This is a genomic window from Acinetobacter sp. NIPH 1852 (genome assembly GCF_022549455.1).
Taxonomy (GTDB): Bacteria; Pseudomonadota; Gammaproteobacteria; order Pseudomonadales; family Moraxellaceae; genus Acinetobacter.
The window spans coordinates 17,882-35,529 of record NZ_JAKZGG010000025.1 but is presented as its reverse complement, the minus strand read 5'-3'; the positions used below and the strand labels follow the sequence as shown (position 1 = coordinate 35,529).

The window sequence follows — 17,648 nt, the reverse complement described above, 5'->3', positions numbered from 1 at the left end:
GTAGCTAAACAGGCGACAAGTCACTTGCCACCTGTTAGTCGGACAAGATTTAGTGATTAAATTGAACTTTATCAACTAAAAGATTGGCTGTTTTACGATGACGTGCAATATCACTGAGTCGAATTTTGTCGACTTCAAGTTTACCGAAGCTGGCAATAATCGGATCAATTTTAACGCCAGCTTTTACTGGGTATTCAAAACCACTTTGCGCATAGATCGCTTGGGCGTGATCAGATGCTAAAAATTCAAGCAGTTGAACCGCTTCTTTGCGGTTCGGCGCATGTTTTGCGACTACTGCACCTGAAACGTTGATATGCGTACCACCATTTTTAAAACGTGGTAATACTACATTAATGGCATTGCCCCAACGTTGTTGTTCGGCATCACCCGTGCGCATCGTACCGACATAATAGGTGTTAGCTACACCGATATCACAAATCTTGCCAAGGATGTCTCGTGCAACATCACGGTCACCACCACTTGCTGGACGCGCCAAATTCGCCTTTACGCCACGCAGCCATTGTTCAGTCGCTTTTTCACCATGGTGGGTGATGTAGGCCGCAATTAAGCTGGTGTTATATGAATGGCTACCTGAACGAATACAAATTTTACCTTTCCACTTTGGATCGGCTAAATCTTCATAGTTGATTGCGGTGAGCGGGGTACGATCTTTAGAGGCATATACGGCACGTGCTCGCATAGATAAAGCATACCAGTGTCCATTTGCAGCACGTAAATTCCCTGGAATAGCACGATCGAGAACTTTTGAGTTGACACGTTGAGTTAAACCACTTTCAACGATATCGACTAAATTACCAAAATCAACTGTAAGCATGACATCGGCAGGAGAGCGACGACCTTCTGCTTTAACACGTTCGAGCAAACCATCTTTGATGAAAACAGTATTCACCTTAACACCCGTTTTCTCGCTAAATTCTTGTAAGAGCGGTTGAATCAAAACAGGTTCTCTTGTGGTATACAGGTTGACTTGAGCAGCATTTACCCAACTACTCGTAAGTGCAACGAGTCCTGTTAAAACAATATGACGCTTAGACAGTTGTTCCATTTTTTCTAATTCCTAATCACAAGGTTTAAACTTGAAGTGTTTGTTCAGTACTAAGGTGATCTGTGTTGAAACTGTCATCCGATGCATAGAAAAAACATGTTGTTAAATCTACAGAAAGATAAACCTGTTCAGTTTCAGCAAAATTTTGTCGATGGTCAACGTGAGCCAGTAATATAATATCTTGCAAATCAAGCTGTAAACGCAGTAATTGAGTATGTCCCATAAAGCTCGATGAAATCACTTTGGCAGCTAAAGCCCCCTCAGTAGGTACACGGAATACATTGAGTTGATGAGGGCGGAAACAACACTGAATCGGCTGCTGAGTTGTAGTTAAGTGCTGAGGTACAGCGATCTTTCCAAAAATACTGGTAATTTGATGATCCGATCGTTGCGTTGGTATTTCATTTAAAGCAGAAAAATAGCGTGCAGCAAATAAGGTTTTCGGTTGTAAATAAAGTTGTTTTGGGGTGCCGATTTGAATGATCTTACCTTGATGCATCAGAATAATCTGATCTGAAATTTGCAGCGCTTCTTCAGGATCATGGGTTACGATAATTGTTGTCGTGGCTGTTTTTTTTAAAATTTCGATAGTGCTTTGTCTGATTTGATCTCGTAAACGGTGATCAAGATTAGAAAAAGGTTCATCCATGAGTAAGACATGAGGTTTTGGTGCAAGGGCACGTGCTAAAGCCACACGCTGTTGCTCACCACCAGATAAGGTATAAGGATAACTGTGTAGATGATGATGCATCGAAACATGCTTTAATGCTTGTTCTGCTATCGTTTGTCGTTGTGGTTTTGGGAATTTTTTTAATCCAAACATGACATTTTCCAACACACTCAAGTGTGGGAAAAGTGCATAGTCTTGAAACACTAAGCCAATATTGCGGTCTTCGGCGGCAACCTGCTGTTGGGCATCCCATAAGGTATTTTGTTCGAGTTGAATTGAACCGCTACTTGGCGTTTCTAAGCCTGCAATCAAACGCAGCATTGTGGTTTTGCCACAACCTGAATGTCCAAGTAAACAGACGATTTGCCCACTGGTCGCAGACCACGTCGCCTGATTTACAGCAAAGCGTGAGCCATATTGTTTGCTCAATTGCTGGATAGTTAAGACATTGGCCTGAGGTGCAGTATGAGCATTCATGGTCAATTCACAAGACGATTTATTTGAACAAATGATAACTAATAATTCTTCTCATGTAGAGTCTTTTTCTAATTTCTTTTGCCTATACATCGCTTCAATCGGATGTGCATCGACTAGCTCAGGTAGCGTATCATCACGACCAACCATAAAGTGTTGATCGGTGAGACTGAACATTTCAAGATCTTCATGGCTATTGCCATAGGCATAGACTTGTTGGTAGTGGTCCAGATTATACTTTTCCAATACTCTGAGCTTCTTTTGTTCGCAGCTACAATCTTTAGAGTTGTAGTTACCAGATAAAATGCCATTGTTAATTTCTGTTTGCGTACAAATCAGTTCAATATTTAGAAATTCGCAAATTGGTGCTAAATATAAGTCAACTGAGGCTGAGACAAGCACCACATGATCACCACGTTGCTGGTGTAAATAAAGCTGTTGAAGTAGATTTTGGTCTAATTCTTTAATGATTTTTTGCGCATAGCGTGGTGCTAAACTTTGAGGTAAGTCTGCTGAAACTCCTCTAAACATGCTTTGAAATAAGCGAGGACGCATTGCATGAGCAGGATATAAGCCTAAATAATAAGCCATAACCCAAGGCAAGATTTTCAAGCCTCGGGTTACAATATGGTGTTTTGGAAAAGTGAAAAAAATAAATCCAGTAAAACTATCTTTCGGATAAAGTGTTCCATCAAAATCAAATAACGCAAGGTTTAAAGTTTTATCTGTTTTGCTCTTTGCATGCATGTCTCATATCGTCCATTTACACGGCTCGCAAACCAATTGGTATTATAATCACGACTCAGCTTAGGACCTGAAATCACAACTTGGGGCATGATCGCATATTTTGCGTCTTTACCTGTTTTGCTTTGATATAAATTTTGTAGCGCAAGATAAGTTTGGGTGTTTTCTAGTTTTTTCGATTTTTCTTTTTTGAGATCGCTACGTACTTGACGCGGTGTAACCAAAACATTATTTGCAGCAAAAACCGAAATCAAGGCTTTTTCAGTTTGACTTTGCGTGGTGCGGATATTGCCTTCTTTATTATAAATAAGCAGATCGCCGTCTAAACCGATTTCAATGTCGGTTAATGCATCCAACATGCTTTGGAATGCAGCATTGCGGCTAGAATACATTCCTGAATTATAATCAGCGAAACGATAAATTGCTTTATCATAATCGGCGGGGTAAACCATTAAACGATGGATGCCATAATATAGACCACCATATTGTGTGTATAGATCATCGCGTAGTTCGGCTGTACTCATCCCGATACGTTTATGTTCTTTGGCATAATTAATATGGACTTGCATCGAACCGAGTGTCGTAATTGGATTCATCTTTTCACTGATGTCCTGACCCACCAACTTGGCTGCACCTGTTAAAGCACTGATATGATAGTGCTTTGCCATATAAGCAAAAATTTCACGATAAAGTAAATCAAGTTCTCGTTCAGTTTTAACGCGTCGCATTTGACGCATATAGTTATCTTCAGGTGAGGGTTGGGTTTTTAAAACCTCTTCAAAGTAACCTGCAATGGTTCCTCCGATATTTTCACCTAATTTGGCTTCAAATTTTTCTTTTAAACGCGTGTTAATTTCTTGGACTGCTTTCTCACCTAAGCCAGCCACTTGTGGATCTGCAATAAAATTTGATTCCTGATCCACCACAGCGACAATACTACAAACATTTTGTTTGGTTTGAGGAATATTTAATTCCTGCATAATGTCATGAATATCTTGCGCCCACGATTGACGGTCATTCACACGTGATGGAATGACTTTTTTAATGTGCTCAGCTTGCATTTCAGGTTCTTTACTATTTGACCACCATGCTTTATCACAAGCGGTTAAACCAACACATGTTGCAAGGATGCTCATCGCTTTTAATAAAGGATGAGTCGGAGAGGTTTTGTTCATAATCAAGACAACACCGCATAAAAAGATGAGCTGAATGGGCGAATGAAGTATACTATGTTGATCAAAAATTGTAAGAAAATATATGTATATTGGTTCCTATCAACTGTCAAATAATCTGATTGTTGCTCCGATGGCGGGTGTAACTGACCGACCGTTTAGAACGCTGTGCAAATACTTTGGTGCAGGGCACGCCGTTAGTGAAATGATGACGGCCGATAAAACCTTACGTATGACCAAAAAAAGCTTATATCGAGCAAATTTCGATGGTGAGCTTGCCCCGATTTCTGCACAGATTGCGGGTTCTGATCCAGAGCAACTCGCTGAAGCCGCGCGTTATCAGGTTGCCAATGGTGCACAAATTGTTGATATCAATATGGGATGTCCAGCAAAAAAAGTCTGCAACAAACTCGCAGGCTCAGCGTTGTTGCAAGATGAAGACCTCGTTGCTCGTATTTTGGATACCGTAGTGGCCGCAGTTGATGTTCCTGTGACTTTAAAAACTCGACTTGGCTTTTTAAATGGCGAAGAAAATATTTTACGTGTTGCTAAACGTGCAGAACAAGCGGGGATTGCTGCTTTAGCTTTGCATGGACGTACGCGCGAAGATATGTATTTAAATAACGCACGTTATGAACTGATCAAACGAGTAAAAGAAATTCTGAGTATTCCTGTGATCGCCAATGGTGATATCGATAGCTCTGAAAAAGCCAAATATGTTTTGGACTATACAGGGGCAGATGCCATTATGATTGGGCGTGCTGCGCAGGGACGTCCTTGGATATTTAGAGAAATTGGTCATTATCTGCAAACAGGTGAACATCTTGCTGCACCAGATATTGCTGAAGTCAAAATGGTTTTATTGGGGCATTTGGCTGAGCTTTACCAGTTTTATGGTGAGTACTCTGGTTGTCGTATTGCACGTAAACATATTGCTTGGTATACCAAAGGTTTACGTTCAAGTAACGAGTTTCGTCAAAATATGTACAAGGTTGAAAGTACGGCCGATCAAGCAAAAGTGGTGGAGTCTTACTTTGATCAACTGCTTGACCAAGGTCAGCGGATGAGTGATGTGCAGATTGAGCAGGTTAATTTGTTAGAAATAAAATAGCCTAAGTAGATTTGATCATTATTCAAATTTTGGTTTTCTAACATGATCGAAATCTTATTTCTCATACGTTGGTTCTGTGTGATGTCATTTATTTTGGCTTTTATATTTTATCTCTATTCATGGTATCGATATTGTACGAAAAATAAACTTGTTATAGATATTTGGAACTTTTTTGCTCAAATTAACCAACTTAACTCTGTGTTAAATGAAGTGATTTTTAAGGGAAAAAATAGTCATCAATATGAAGCAAAAAGAGTAAAAATTATGTTTTGGCTTATGCCGATATTGTTATGTTTAACGATTTGGAGTATCGCTTATTTAGGTACTTTATTAGCTTAATTTATTGAAATATAATTATTTTAAAAATGACGTGAGTGGTAAAATTTTCTGATAGGTAGAGAATTTTACCTGACTCACGATTCATTTCATTTGAGCTTATTCTAAATGTGACGTGATTTTTTTAAGGATGTCTAAGATCACATCAAACTCACTTTGTAGTGGGGTACTTTTACGGGTAATCAATGCCAGTGTGCGGCTTGGTGCATCCTGAATTGATTTAATCGCAATCGCATCATTGCCACTCAGCATACTATTTTTAATTGCAATTTCAGGTAGTAGCGTAAAGCCAAGGTCGGAAGATACCATCTCGACTAAGGTCGGTAAGGAACTTGCTTTTAAGCGGTGATCATTTTTACGCTCACCGACAGGGCAGGCACTTAAAGCATGATCACGTAAACAATGACCTTCTTCGAGTAACATTAAACGCGTCAGATCAAGATCATCTAAACTGTTTGCATGAATCGCATTACTATCGTTTTTGTTGTAAACAAGTGACAAATGCTCTTTCGCAATTTCAGAGACTTTTAGACCACGAGTATCAAAAGGTAGTGCCAGCACAATCATGTCAAGATTGCCATGTTCGAGCTTTTCTACAATTTTTTCACTTTGCGCTTCATGGAGATGCAGTTGGATTTTGGGTAAGTGTTGATGAACTTCATCAAGTAACTGAGTCAAAATAAACGGCGCAATGGTTGGAATGATACCCAGATGCAAATCACCAGTTAGTGGTTCACTCATTTCTCGACTTAAGCGCATGAGGTCCTGTGCATCAGCCAATAACACACGTGCGCGCGCTACAACTTGTTCACCTAAAGGGGTTAAGCGAACGTTTTGACGATCACGTTCAACTAAGACGCCACCTAACAGACGCTCTAATTCCATAATCCCCCCAGACAATGTGGACTGGGTAACAAATGAACGGCGTGCTGCTTCAGTAAAATGTAATGTTTCTGACAACGTAACTAAATATGATAGCTGTCTTAATGAGGGTAATGCAGCCATAGTGTCCTAGTGTGATGATCTAAAATGATGAACAAACAAACCGCTAAGTTGAGGAATGAAATGTGCTGGAATATCATGCCCCATTCCTTGAATTAATTCAAACTTAGCACCAGAAATTGCTTTTGCAACTGCTTTCCCATGACTTGGTGGTAACAAACGATCTTTTGAACCATGTACAACCAAGGTTGGTTGAGTAATATTCTTGTTTAAAGGTAACAAAGAACCCGTACATAATATTGCTAAAAATTGTTGAAGTACACCCGCTGGATAAAAACTACGGCGATATAATTTACGAATGGTTTGAATTGTTTCGAGTTGGTTCACATAACCTGGCGAGCCAATAATTTGAAATACTTTTAAACTGTGATTAACAATTGCTTCTTCGTCATGCGCTTCAGGTCTACCGAGTAAACTAAAAAGTTGCTTTGGATGCGGTAATTTTAGAAAGGGCTGATTATTACTGGTAAATAATAAGCCAACCTTTTCGACTTTCTCAGGATATTTTGCTGCAACGATTTGGGAAATCATGCCACCCATTGATGCACCTAAAATATAGGTTTTCCCGAGACCTAATTGGTCAATCAACATCGCCACATCATCAGCCATATCATACAGCGTATAAGGTGCACCTTCATTGCCTAAGCCCAACATAAAGCGACTCATCAATTTCATGGTATTTAGACGTTGTTTTTTATTACGAATTTTTGAAGATAAACCGATATCACGATTATCAAAACGAATAACCCGAAAACCTTGGTCGATCAGTGACTTGCAGAAGAAATCTGGCCAAAACAGCATCTGAGCACCCAATCCCATGATCAGCAAAATCGTTGGGTGTTCAGGGTTGCCTCCAATTTCAACATGTAACTCAATTCCATTGCCCAAAGTGACTTTGGTTTCTTGCATAAATGAAGTATAAGGCGACGCATTGAATTGAAAGGCACTGTTCATGGGATTTGTTCCGAGTTGAATTCTTTTTATCAATCGTGAGTTTGTTGGTCTTGATTTCACAACAAACTCATTATAGTTAGATTTTAAACTTGTGCAGGAATTAAATCTGGAACAAGTTTGGTTAAAGTTAAACGTTGTTTACTTGCTGTTGCACCGAGCAGGACAAAACCTCTTAATGTACCTTCAGCATCATTGGCTTTTGCAAGCATACCATCATCAAATTCTTCAGTTTCCCAGTTTACTTCGACACCGATTGGTGCAGGTAAAACGGTCAATGGCGCAGCTGGCGTTTTTACAGCAACTGGCATCGCAGGATAATGTACCGCAGTATTTTGACCGCTCAGTGTTTTAGCCAAAGCGCGCGCTTGTTGCATGATTGGCATCACAAATGGAAGCAGTGTGCCATTTACTTCTGCACAGTCACCAACCGCATAGATATCGGCTTGATTCGTTTCCAATAATGTATTGGTAATGATTCCACGGCTGGTTTGAATTCCTGCTGCTTTGGCTAAAGCTGTATTTGGTTGTAAGCCAATTGCGGAAAGTACAATATCAGCGACTAAGGTTTTACCGTTGGCGAGAGTAACTTCGTAGTCTTCACCATTATTAATTTTAGTGACTTTTTCTACCGTAGTAGAAAGGGCGAATTTGATCCCTGCTTGTTCTAGGTTGGTTTTAAATGCATCAGCAACATGATTAGGCAACAAACGACCAAGGGGTTGTGGCGCGAGATCAATCACCGTGATGTCATAGTCACTATGCAGTAAGTCGTTGGCAAATTCACAACCAATTAATCCCGCACCTAGAATAACCACACGCTTGTCTTTACGTTTCGCTAAGTTCTCACGGAATGTGCGATAGTCGATCAGTGAGTTTACAACATGAATATCATCACTACCGTCACCAGAAATGGCTAAACGGATTGGATTTGCACCGACCGCAAGCACCAGTTTTGAATAGGGTTGGGTAATGCTTTCACCATTTTTTTCTAATATGATTTCATGATTTTCGGCATTGATTTCTTTGACCCAAGTTTCTGCTTCAATACGCATGTTCAGTTGGGTTGCCATTTTTGCGGCATCACCCAAAGCGATTTGTTCAGGTGCTTTTTTGCCAGCAAATGCATTGGATAGTGTTGGTTTTGCATAATTTACCGCATCATCTGCACAGATCATAACGAGTTCTTGTTCTGGGCTCAGTTTGCGAAACTCACGAGCAACGGTATAACCTGCCATACCTGATCCGATGATGATGATAGGATGCATTATATTCTCCAACATTTTTTCATTTAAAAATAAATTATAGAAAAAAAGACCATGTGATCATGGCCTTTTTGACAATCTTAGATTTCAATCATTTCAAAATCAGCTTTTGAAACGCCGCAATCTGGGCAAGTCCAATCATCTGGGATGTCTTCCCATTTAGTTCCTGCTGCAATGCCGTCTTGTGGCCAACCATCTGCTTCGTCGTAAATCCACCCACAAACGATACATTGATATTTTTTCATGTGACTCTCCAAACTGATAGGTATGCTCAAATTGCCTTTCAGTAAACTATTCCATAATGTCGCTACGATCGCTGCAATACAACAAACTTGTGTTGATTGGGAGTTAGATTTTTACGCAGATCGACTTTTAAGTAAAGTAAATGCAAGAGTTTAATCATTTATAGAAAAAGTAATATGGCAATTCTAGCTGAAAGTCTTGTTATTTGTGCAATTACTCTAATTTTTGTAGTCGTAAATATGACGATGTAATTTAAAAAGGTGTAAATGTATAAATATGGTTTGATTGAAAAATGAACACTTGGACTTAAGATATCATAATTATCACCACCAAGATGGAGCAACAATACATGGAAACCTTAACTTATACGATAAAAATAAATGCACCTAAACAGAAAGTTTGGGAGGTGTTATGGGCAACCGAAACCTATCAAACATGGACAAAGTTTTTTTCGTGCAGTTCAACGATGCAAACCGACTGGAAAGTCGGTGGCAAAACCTATTTTTGTGATGGGGAAGGAAATGGCATGGTGTCTACCATTGAACATTTAGATGAGTTGAATACGGTTGTCTTTAAACATCTGGGTATAATTATGGATGGGAAAGAAGACTTAGAAAGTAATGATGCAAACTCGTGGGCTGGTGCATTAGAAAAGTATCTGTTGACTGATGTTGAGGAGGGTACCCAGCTTCATGTAGAAGTGGATATTCAGCCAGAATATACCGAAATGATGAATAAAGGCTTTGATCAAGGATTGGCAATGGTGAAATACTTAGCTGAAAAATAAGTTAAACTTTATTGGATATTTATATTGTAATTACCCGATCGAAAAGACTGAAAATCGATAAAGATTCGCTTTTTTCGAGATTATAAAGCTGAAATGATACGAAAATGGGTTGTGATCTGCTATTCTATTCGCCTTTATTTTTTTACTTAAATCGAGGCAGAAATGACGCAACAAAACGCTCAATCGACTTCTGAACAAATACTTTCCGAAAACGATTTAATCGCACAGCGTCATGCCAAATTAAAGCAAATCCAAGAGACTGCAAAACAGACAGGCAAAAGCCCTTGGCCGAATACCTTCAAACGTGAGCATTATACGGCTGACTTGCAACAACAATTCAAAGATCAAGACAAAGCACAAATCGAAGGTGCTGAAAAAGTTTATGTAAAACTCGCTGGTCGAGTCATGCTCAATCGTGGATCATTTATTGTGATTCAGGATATGACAGGTCGTATCCAGTTATATGTTGACCGTAAAGGTTTAGCAGCAGACGTTTTAGAAACGATTAAAAGCTTAGACTTGGGCGATATTATTGCGGCTGAAGGCTACATTGGTCGTTCGGGTAAGGGTGACCTATATGTCCACCTTGAAGCATTTGAATTGCTCACCAAATCTTTGCGTCCACTTCCAGACAAATTCCACGGTTTAACTGACACCGAAGCAAAATATCGTAAGCGTTACTTAGACTTGATCGTAAATGAAGAAACGCGCAGAACTTTCGAGATTCGTGCTCAAGTGATCGCGGGTATGCGTAACTATCTAATCAATGAACGTTTCATGGAAGTAGAAACGCCAATGATGCATGTAATTCCGGGTGGCGCTTCTGCGAAGCCGTTTGTTACGCATCACAATGCTTTAGATATGGAGCTCTATTTGCGTGTTGCGCCAGAGTTATATTTAAAGCGTCTGGTTGTTGGTGGCTTTGAGCGTGTGTTTGAAATTAACCGTAACTTCCGTAACGAAGGTGTTTCAACCCGTCACAACCCAGAATTCACCATGATTGAGTTTTATCAAGCTTATGCTGATTATAAAGACTTGATGACACTGACTGAAAACATGCTTGAAAAGTTGGCCGTTGATATTTTGGGTTCTACTGATGTGCCTTATGGTGAAGAAGTGTATAGCTTCAAAGGTCCATTCAAGAAAATCTCAATGTTTGATGCGATTCTTGAGCATAATCCAGATTTCACACCTGAAAATGTTAATGATCGTGAATTCTTGGCGAAATTTACCAAAGACGTTTTAAAAGAACAGGTTAAACCGGGTTTTGGTTTAGGTAAATTACAAACCATCGTGTTTGAAGAAACAGTAGAGACTAAACTCCGTCAGCCGACGTTCATTACTGAATATCCAGCGGAAACATCACCGCTTGCACGCCGCAATGATGATAATCCACATATCACAGATCGTTTTGAGTTCTTTATTGGTGGTCGTGAATTGGCAAATGGTTTCTCGGAGTTAAATGATCCGATCGATCAAGCTGAACGTTTCCAAGCACAAGTTGCAGAGAAAGATGCTGGTGATGATGAAGCGATGCATTATGATGCAGATTTCATTGAAGCATTGGAATACGGTTTGCCGCCAACCGCAGGTCAAGGGATTGGTATCGATCGTTTGGTGATGTTATTTGCAAATGCAGCGAGTATTCGAGACGTTCTATTGTTCCCGCACATGCGTCGTAAAGACTAATTTGAAGTCAAATAAAAATAGCCACATCTGATTTGTGGCTATTTTTTTATGTGTGCTTTTATTTATTATTTTTCCTGCATCTCTTTTTCTAGTTTTTCACCTGCTTGTATGATTTTCGGCATTAATTCATTCATTTGCTGGTATCCAACTTGCATACTTTTTTTCATGACAATCGGTAATTTATCAATCGTAGATTGACCAACAGGCGTTTTGTAAAACTCAAGCATGCCGTTGATTTCTTGTTGGGTAAATTCCTCAACATAAATTTTAATCATTTCGGGTTCTAATTTTGCCCATGTAAAATCCTGTTTTAGGATGTTTGCAATATTTTGACTATAATTTTCAATGGCTTTCTTTTGTTTGGTATTGATTTCCTGCCCCTGAGTTATTTGTTCAATGCTTGAGGCTGTAAATTTATGGATATATTCGTTGGATTGATCGATGAGTTGTTCTGATTTAGTGATTTTTAATAACTCTTTTACCGACTCTGTTGATGCTTGTTGAGCAAAAGCTGGCATACAAATCGCTGCGCTCAGGATAAGCGTTGGAATAAGTTTTTTCATTATCTGATTTCAATAGTATTAAAGAAAAACAAAGGGTACTCAGTGATATCCTGACCTGTCAATTTTTTATCGCATGTTAAGAAATGTAATTGTTTGGTTTGGTGATTGAAAAGAATCTATAAAAAACCGATGATGTGCTCATAAATAAATTTGAGAACAGCTTAGATATGTTTTTAAAAAAATCGCTTTATGTTGCATTATTTGCTTCTCTTTCTTCTACATCATTTGCACAAGGTATTGTGTTGAATGATGAAAACTTACGCACCGACTTGAATTGGTTGAATCAACAAGGTGTTATTCAAATCAGTACCTCAACATGGCCAATGAGTGGTGATGAGATTAAACGTGCATTATCACAGGCTCAAGTGAACAATAAAGCACAACAGAAAGTTGTGGACTCAGTTGTTCATGCATTAGCTGCTGACAATGCAACGGCTAAAGTTGGCTTGCATGCGGGAACTGATCTCAAAACTGTGCCACAAGCCTTTGGTGATAGCCAAAAATCTCAATACCAAGCAGCTTTAGAGTTTAATGCTGGTGGTGAAAATTGGGATGCAAAAATCAGAGTCAATGGTGAGAAAGACCCGTTGATTGATCATGGACATGATGTCAATGTTGAAGGCTCTTATATTGCTGGAAAGCTTTGGAATCAATGGGTTATCGCAGGTCAAATTCCAACGTATTGGGGGCCAGGTCATGATGGCAGTTTAATTCGTGGTGATGCCAGTCGACCTGTGTATGGTGTAACGGCACAACGCGCGGTACAAAATGCTTTCGAAACAAAATGGTTGTCTTGGATAGGTCCTTGGCAATATCAAGCTTTTGCTGGACAGCTCGATGATTATGAAGCGGTGCCAGATGCTAAATTAATCGGTTTACGCGTAACGGCTCAACCTTTGCCATATTTGGAGTTAGGTGCTTCACGTATGTTGCAGTGGGGCGGTGATGGTCGTCCTGAAAGCTTCAGCTCACTATGGGATGCAATGCTGGGAACAAAAGACAATGGTGGAACAGGTAAAGCAGATCCATCCAATCAAATTGCAGGCTTTGATTTTCGTTTAAACTTACAGCCCTTATTAGATACCCCAGTGGGTGTCTATGGACAATATGTGGGTGAAGATGAAGCGGGTGGTCTACCAGCGAAAAAAATGTATCTAGCTGGTACGGATTTCTCATCAAGTTATAACAACATGCCTTACCAACTTTATGCTGAGTGGGCAGATACACGTACCAATGGTAGTGCAAAAGGTATCTCGTATAGTCACACAGTATATAAAGATGGTTACTATCAACACGGCTTCCCACTCGGTCATGCGATGGGTGGTGATGGGCAAATGTATTCGGTAGGCGGTGATATTCGCTTTGATACCATGAACCGTTTAAGTGGTCGCGTAATGTATGCAAAAGTTAGCCAGACTCAGCGAGTTGAGGATAACAATGCAGCATTTCCTAAAGCTGACACACTTAAAGGTTTGGACCTGACGTGGACACATTATGTGAAACCAACGATTCCATTAAAAATTAATGGTTGGGTTAGTGACTCTGATGTGAATGGAAATGATGGTGGTGTTTCAGTCGGTGTGGAAATTCCGTTAGAGCGAAATATGTTCCGTTTTTAAACGTTATTTGTAGAAAAAGAGGCCTATCTAGGCTTCTTTTTTTTGCATGAATAAAATCATGTGAATCCTAAAATATTTAGCGTACGTTATTCGGGTTTGTTGATACTTCATTGATGTTTGCATATCACAATTTTGCATATTGATATGAAAAAACAAGCTAAAGAAGTCGATCTAAATTATTATAATGAATAAACTTTACTGGCTGGTGAATAAGCCACTAGTAAGCATATTGATATCACGAAAAATTGGAGTTGTTATGGCACTCGTTCCTCCACACGGTCTTCCAAGTGGTGGTGTAATACCACTTATAGATTTTATGGGTAACATGGATAAGGAGGTAAGTGTACATGACTGAAAATAGATTAACGCACCTCAAACAACTTGAGGCTGAAAGTATTCATATCATTCGTGAAGTTGCTGCCGAATTTGAAAACCCTGTCATGCTTTACTCGATTGGTAAAGACTCAGCGGTGATGTTGCATCTGGCTTTAAAAGCATTCTATCCAGCAAAACTTCCATTCCCACTTCTACATGTAGATACGGGTTGGAAATTTAAAGACATGATCACATTTCGTGACAACATGGCAAAAACACATGGCTTTGATTTGATCGTGCATCAAAACAAAGAAGGTCGTGACGCTGGAATTAACCCATTTGATCATGGTAGCTCGAAATATACTGACATCATGAAAACGCAGGGTTTAAAGCAAGCTTTGGATAAATACCAATTTGATGCAGCTTTTGGTGGCGCACGTCGTGATGAAGAAAAATCACGTGCCAAAGAACGTGTTTATTCGTTCCGTGATACCAAACATCGTTGGGATCCTAAAAACCAACGTCCAGAACTTTGGAATCTCTATAACGGTAAAGTCAACAAAGGCGAAAGCATCCGTGTTTTCCCATTGTCGAACTGGACTGAGTTAGATATTTGGCAATACATCTATTTAGAAAATATCCAATTGGTTCCGCTTTATTTCTCTGCTGTTCGCCCAGTGGTTGAACGCAGTGGTACGTTGATCATGGTGGATGATGAGCGTATGCGTTTAAAAGAAGGTGAAGTTCCACAAATGAAATCGGTACGTTTCCGTACACTTGGTTGTTACCCACTGACAGGTGCAGTTGAATCTGAAGCGGATAACTTGCCTGAAATTATCCAAGAAATGCTTTTAGCAACCAGTTCAGAGCGTCAAGGTCGTATGATTGACCATGATGAAGCCGGCTCGATGGAAAAGAAAAAGCAGGAAGGTTATTTCTAATTTCCTTAAGTAAGCCCCTCTTTTAAAAGAGGGATTTAGGGAGATTACAAAATCCGATTTCAAATTTTGTGGAGTTTTGAGCAATGTCTCATCAATCAGATCTTATTAGCCAAGATATCTTGGGTTATTTAAAACAGCATGAACAAAAAGACTTATTGCGCTTCTTAACATGCGGTAATGTCGATGATGGTAAAAGTACCTTAATTGGTCGTTTGCTTTACGATTCAAAATTGATTTATGAAGATCAATTGCAAGCGGTCACGCGTGACAGTAAGAAAGTCGGTACAACGGGTGATGCGCCTGACCTTGCTTTACTTGTGGATGGTTTACAAGCGGAACGTGAACAGGGTATTACCATTGATGTCGCATATCGTTATTTCTCAACGGAAAAGCGTAAGTTCATCATCGCGGATACACCAGGACATGAGCAATATACTCGTAATATGGCGACAGGTGCGTCTACTGCGGATCTTGCGATTATTCTGATTGACGCGCGTTATGGTGTGCAAACACAAACGCGTCGTCATACCTTTATTGCAAGTTTACTCGGTATCAAAAATATCGTGGTTGCAATTAACAAGATGGACTTGGTTGAATTCTCAGCAGTACGTTTCAATGAAATCCAAGTGGAATATGATGCTTTTGTTAGCCAGCTCGGCGATCGTTGTCCTGAGAATATTGTCTTTGTACCGATCTCTGCGTTGAATGGTGATAACGTCGTCAATCCATCTGAAAGTACGCCGTGGTACAAGGGTCAAACCTTGATGAATATTCTTGAGTCAGTGGAAATTAAACGTGAATCAAATAAGCGAGAATTCCGTTTCCCTGTTCAATATGTCAATCGTCCTAATCTCGATTTCCGTGGCTTTGCCGGTACGATCGCATTGGGTAGCATTAATGTTGGTGATGAAATCTTAGCTTTACCATCAGGTAAAAAATCAACGGTTAAAGAGATTGTCACCTATGATGGCAATCTTGAACGTGCCTTTGCAGGCCAAGCCGTAACCTTAACGTTAAATGATGAGATTGATATTTCTCGTGGTAATGTTTTAGTACGTGCGGGCGAACAACCACTGATTTCACGTAGTGTACGTGCATCTGTGGTGTGGATGACAGAACATCCTTTGGTTAAAGGTAAGTTGTATAACCTGAAAGTGGGTACGCAAACTGTTCCTGCGAAAGTAACTACAATTAATTACCGTGTTAATGTAAACACGCTTGAGCATACTCAAGTTGAAGAGCTTGAGTTAAATGCCATTGCAGATGTTGTGGTTGAGTTTGATGCACCAGTGGTATTTGACCAATATCAAGACAGTCGTTATACAGGTTCATTCATTTTCATTGATCGTTTAAGCAATGTAACGGTTGGTGCAGGTATGGTTGAGGCTGCAGTGGAATGGACTGCACATAGCAATCCTGTGACAGCGGAAGATCGTGCTGCTCGTTTAGGTCAAAAACCTGCGGTGATTGGTGTGTCTGCACAGTTGATCGAAAAAGCGCATGCTTTAGAGAGCTTGTTGATTCAACAAGGTGTGGTTGCAATTGCTAAAGCAGATTTAACAGTTGAGCAAATCAAATTGTTGCGTGCAACAGGTGTGGTTGTCATTACAACAACGGTTGATACTACTGATACTGAGGTAGCAGCTGAATCAGTTGAAGATGCAGCTGAAAAGATTGTGACATTAGTCCGTCTATAATTGCTTGGATTGATTGAAAAGAAGCTCGCGCAAGCGGGCTTCTTTTTTTGTGGTTGGTGTCTAAAATCGTATTTAATTTTATCCTACTTTGAGATCGCTTTTATGCGACAATAGCCCTTTATATTTTTGTCCAAGGACTCCCATGACTGAGCACTCTCCTGAATCTTTAAGCGATATCGAAATTTTAGACATTTTACAGTCTATGAGAAAAGATGAGCTTGATGTTGAAGCCAAAGAGATGATCGTGAATGGTGGTAAAGCAGGTCGCCAAGAAGCACATAAACAAGCATTGGTGGCATTGCATACAAGTTTTGAAGATAAATTTGTTGAAGCTGTTACACTGGCATTGGGTTTGAATGCAGGGCAAGCAAAAAAAATCCGTTATAAAAAAGATCGTATTCGTATTTTAAAAGTACGTGGTATTGATTATCTTGCGATTGATGGTGCTGAAACTGCACAAGTACTCTCGCAAGTGGCTCAAGCAATTAGTCGTGAAGATGCAATTGTCACTGAAGGTCTGCACAATATTTTCCCGTTCTGGAAGGAAGGTTGGCCGATGGTTCAGTTTGATAACGCCTACAAGATTTTAGCTGAAGATATTTCGATTCATTATCAAGCAACACTCGATGAGTTAATTTCACTTTATGGTGGCAATTAAAACCTCATAAACGCGATGTCGTGCTTGAATCCTCTCATTGAAAATAACAAGGATTGTTGATTTTATGCGTTTAGCTACGAAGATTCCGCCAGAGGCTTTACAAGTATTACGAGAAGGTAAATTAATTGATGCCATCAAGATTACCCGTGAAAAAACGGGTTTAGGCTTAAAAGAATCGAAAGATTTAGTGGATCAATATTTACAAGATCATCCGCAAGAACAGGCGCGTATCCAAGAACAGTTGGCCCAGCGTAGTCGAGGGGGAATCAAACTTTTTGCTTTGATCTTCTTTATTTTGGCCATCTTAATTTGGTTTGCTACGAAATAAAAAAAGCCCAGTCAATG

At 39.7% G+C, this 17,648-nt stretch carries 17 protein-coding genes; 8 read left to right on the top strand and 9 right to left on the bottom strand.

Annotation, left to right across the window (positions count from 1 at the left end; genetic code table 11):
- Positions 1–49: 49 nt before the first annotated feature.
- The 4 genes from MMO38_RS15385 to MMO38_RS15370 are packed head-to-tail and all read right to left on the bottom strand — an operon-like array spanning position 50 to position 4,129.
- Positions 50–1,066, bottom strand: coding sequence for an extracellular solute-binding protein (locus tag MMO38_RS15385; protein ID WP_005195889.1), 1,017 nt, complete (start codon positions 1,064–1,066; stop codon positions 50–52).
- A 25-nt stretch (positions 1,067–1,091) separates the two neighbouring features.
- Positions 1,092–2,213 carry an ABC transporter ATP-binding protein gene (locus MMO38_RS15380; RefSeq protein WP_241324082.1) on the bottom strand — a complete coding sequence of 374 codons (1,122 nt, stop codon included), beginning with the start codon at positions 2,211–2,213 and terminating at the stop codon, positions 1,092–1,094.
- A gap of 51 nt (positions 2,214–2,264) precedes the next feature.
- A complete protein-coding gene (locus tag MMO38_RS15375) occupies positions 2,265–2,957 on the bottom strand; it encodes an HAD-IB family hydrolase (RefSeq protein WP_241324081.1) in 693 nt (230 codons plus the stop codon).
- The gene (locus tag MMO38_RS15370; protein ID WP_241324080.1) at positions 2,924–4,129 is read right to left on the bottom strand and encodes a DUF1615 family protein; all 1,206 of its coding nucleotides are present in this window, start codon (positions 4,127–4,129) and stop codon (positions 2,924–2,926) included. Before MMO38_RS15370 ends, MMO38_RS15375 begins: the two co-directional genes overlap by 34 nt.
- A gap of 82 nt (positions 4,130–4,211) precedes the next feature.
- Here MMO38_RS15370 and dusB point away from each other — a divergent pair, with 82 nt between their 5' ends.
- Positions 4,212–5,237: a tRNA dihydrouridine synthase DusB gene (gene dusB, locus MMO38_RS15365; protein WP_241324079.1), complete on the top strand. Its 1,026-nt coding sequence runs from the start codon at positions 4,212–4,214 to the stop codon at positions 5,235–5,237.
- 435 nt (positions 5,238–5,672) lie between these two features.
- On the opposite strand, the gene oxyR is transcribed toward dusB, so the two are convergent.
- From oxyR to rubA, 4 genes are all read right to left on the bottom strand, one after another.
- Positions 5,673–6,578 carry a LysR family transcriptional regulator OxyR gene (gene oxyR, locus MMO38_RS15360; protein ID WP_004668812.1) on the bottom strand — a complete coding sequence of 302 codons (906 nt, stop codon included), beginning with the start codon at positions 6,576–6,578 and terminating at the stop codon, positions 5,673–5,675.
- 6 nt (positions 6,579–6,584) lie between these two features.
- Positions 6,585–7,529 (bottom strand): alpha/beta hydrolase, encoded by a 945-nt coding sequence (locus tag MMO38_RS15355; RefSeq protein WP_004668810.1) that lies wholly within the window; start codon positions 7,527–7,529, stop codon positions 6,585–6,587.
- Between the two features lie 83 nt (positions 7,530–7,612).
- Positions 7,613–8,794, bottom strand: a complete 1,182-nt coding sequence (rubB, locus tag MMO38_RS15350; protein WP_004668808.1) for a rubredoxin reductase RubB — start codon at positions 8,792–8,794, stop codon at positions 7,613–7,615.
- A 77-nt stretch (positions 8,795–8,871) separates the two neighbouring features.
- The gene (rubA, locus tag MMO38_RS15345) at positions 8,872–9,036 is read right to left on the bottom strand and encodes a rubredoxin RubA (protein WP_004663059.1); all 165 of its coding nucleotides are present in this window, start codon (positions 9,034–9,036) and stop codon (positions 8,872–8,874) included.
- A gap of 347 nt (positions 9,037–9,383) precedes the next feature.
- On the opposite strand from rubA, the gene MMO38_RS15340 reads away from it, so the two are divergent.
- A complete protein-coding gene (locus MMO38_RS15340) occupies positions 9,384–9,821 on the top strand; it encodes an SRPBCC domain-containing protein (protein ID WP_004668806.1) in 438 nt (145 codons plus the stop codon).
- 162 nt (positions 9,822–9,983) lie between these two features.
- Entirely contained in the window at positions 9,984–11,510 is a 1,527-nt protein-coding gene (gene lysS / locus MMO38_RS15335) for a lysine--tRNA ligase (protein ID WP_004668804.1), read from the top strand.
- 65 nt (positions 11,511–11,575) lie between these two features.
- Here the strand turns inward: lysS and MMO38_RS15330 are convergent, their stop codons facing one another.
- Positions 11,576–12,073 carry a DUF2059 domain-containing protein gene (locus tag MMO38_RS15330; protein ID WP_241324078.1) on the bottom strand — a complete coding sequence of 166 codons (498 nt, stop codon included), beginning with the start codon at positions 12,071–12,073 and terminating at the stop codon, positions 11,576–11,578.
- A 167-nt stretch (positions 12,074–12,240) separates the two neighbouring features.
- Between MMO38_RS15330 and MMO38_RS15325 the strand changes: the two genes are divergently transcribed.
- The 5 genes from MMO38_RS15325 (at position 12,241) to MMO38_RS15305 (ending at position 17,631) form a co-directional block, all read left to right on the top strand.
- The gene (locus tag MMO38_RS15325; protein WP_241324077.1) at positions 12,241–13,692 is read left to right on the top strand and encodes a capsule assembly Wzi family protein; all 1,452 of its coding nucleotides are present in this window, start codon (positions 12,241–12,243) and stop codon (positions 13,690–13,692) included.
- 347 nt (positions 13,693–14,039) lie between these two features.
- Positions 14,040–14,948 (top strand): sulfate adenylyltransferase subunit CysD, encoded by a 909-nt coding sequence (cysD, locus tag MMO38_RS15320; protein WP_004668796.1) that lies wholly within the window; start codon positions 14,040–14,042, stop codon positions 14,946–14,948.
- 83 nt (positions 14,949–15,031) lie between these two features.
- Positions 15,032–16,645 (top strand): sulfate adenylyltransferase subunit CysN, encoded by a 1,614-nt coding sequence (cysN, locus tag MMO38_RS15315; RefSeq protein WP_241324076.1) that lies wholly within the window; start codon positions 15,032–15,034, stop codon positions 16,643–16,645.
- 142 nt (positions 16,646–16,787) lie between these two features.
- Positions 16,788–17,303 carry a hypothetical protein gene (locus MMO38_RS15310; protein ID WP_004668792.1) on the top strand — a complete coding sequence of 172 codons (516 nt, stop codon included), beginning with the start codon at positions 16,788–16,790 and terminating at the stop codon, positions 17,301–17,303.
- 64 nt (positions 17,304–17,367) lie between these two features.
- Positions 17,368–17,631 carry a ribosomal protein L7/L12 gene (locus MMO38_RS15305; RefSeq protein WP_241324075.1) on the top strand — a complete coding sequence of 88 codons (264 nt, stop codon included), beginning with the start codon at positions 17,368–17,370 and terminating at the stop codon, positions 17,629–17,631.
- Positions 17,632–17,648: the final 17 nt, after the last annotated feature.